Annotated in this window: 2 protein-coding genes; both read left to right on the top strand. The window is 62.0% G+C overall.

Features of this window, described 5'->3' with window-relative positions; translation table 11 throughout:
- Positions 1 to 224: 224 nt before the first annotated feature.
- The gene (locus QM588_RS25560; RefSeq protein WP_283317423.1) at positions 225 to 551 is read left to right on the top strand and encodes a transposase; all 327 of its coding nucleotides are present in this window, start codon (positions 225 to 227) and stop codon (positions 549 to 551) included.
- The gene (locus QM588_RS25555; RefSeq protein ID WP_283317422.1) at positions 548 to 1,402 is read left to right on the top strand and encodes an IS3 family transposase; all 855 of its coding nucleotides are present in this window, start codon (positions 548 to 550) and stop codon (positions 1,400 to 1,402) included. Before QM588_RS25560 ends, QM588_RS25555 begins: the two co-directional genes overlap by 4 nt.
- Positions 1,403 to 1,440: the final 38 nt, after the last annotated feature.

Raw genomic sequence — 1,440 nt, 5'->3', positions numbered from 1 at the left:
TGTGCACCGCTCCCCAGAAGTTGGACTGAGTAATTCAGTTCCAACGACTGGGGAGCGTGTGTATGCGTGTACGAAGTTCACTTACTGAGGATCAGCGGGTCGCGGCGGTAGCGTTGTTCGAGGAGGGCCGGGGGTCGCGCTCGGTCGCCGCGCAGTTGGGTATCGGGTCGTGGGCGGTGAGGAGTCTTCACGACCGGTGGCGGGTTCGAGGCGGGAGCGCGTTGATGGAGAAACCGGACCGAAAAAAGTTCTCGTTCGAGTTCAAACTTGCTGTGGTGCAACGCTTTCTTGCGGGTGAGAGCAAGGTCGAGTTGGCGCGCGAGTATGGACTGTCGTCGGCGAAGATCATCGAACCGTGGGTGCGTGCGTACCGCCGCGACGGCGACGAGGGATTGCGTCCCAAGAGTGCGGGTCGACCACCGAAACCGTCGACGGCAGATCCGGATGGGCCCAGCGAGCTCGACCGCCTGCGTGAAGAGAACGAGCGGTTGCGCACGCAGGTGGCGTACCTGGGAAAATTGCGGGCCTTGAGGGAACAGGGACGACGGTGAAGGTTCTCGCTGTCATCGCCCTCAAGGCTCAGTACCGACTCGATGTGCTGCTCGACGTCGCCGGCCTGGCCCGCTCGACGTTCTTCTACCGTCAAGCTCAGTTGCGCCGACCCGATCCGAAGGCAGCGTTGAAAGCGGCGGTGACCAGCGCGTTCGAGAACAACCATGGGCGGTACGGGCATCGCCGTGTCCACCGAGTACTCGTCGATGCGGGGTGGCGGGTGGCGAAGAAGACGGTGTTAGCGGTGATGCGCGAGCTCGGGTTGGCGTGCCCTGTGCGGCGCCGTCGACGGTATGTCTCGTATCAGGGGCAGGTCGGGGCGGTCGCCTCGAACATCCTCGACCGCCAGTTCACGGCGGAGACCCCGAATCAGAAGTGGGTCACCGATGTCACCGAATTCCGAGTCGGGGAGGCGAAGTTGTATCTGTCTCCGGTGATGGACTTGTTCGATCGTCAGATCATCTCGTATTCGATCGGCCGGTCCCCGACGACGGAGTTCACCAACCGTTCCCTGCGCGATGCTCTGAGTGGGCTCGGTGAACAGGAGTGTCCAATCGTGCACTCGGATCAGGGATTTCACTACCAGCATCACACGTGGCGGCGGCTGCTGGACGATGCGGGAGCGATCCAATCGATGTCCCGCAAGGCCAACTGCTACGACAACGCGATCATCGAGAACTTCTTCGGTCACCTCAAAGAAGAGATGTTTCATCACACCCGATACCTCGACCTCGGCGCCTTGCAGGCCGCGATCGAGGACTACATCGACTGGTTCAACAACGACCGCATCTCGCTACGCCTCGACGGCCTGAGCCCGGTGCGATACCGAGCTCAGGCCCTCGCGGCCTAGGCTTTGCATTAACGGTCCAACCCACGGGGTCCAGTGCA

Source organism: Rhodococcus sp. IEGM 1354 (assembly GCF_030056855.1).
Lineage (GTDB): Bacteria > Actinomycetota > Actinomycetes > Mycobacteriales > Mycobacteriaceae > Rhodococcoides.
This window is presented reverse-complemented; position numbering and strand designations above follow the sequence as displayed.

What these genes read in the sequence shown, in the direction of transcription:
- QM588_RS25560 (WP_283317423.1), top strand. Translation starts at nt 225, where the DNA reads ATGGAGAAACCGGACCGAAAAAAGTTCTCGTTCGAGTTCAAACTTGCT.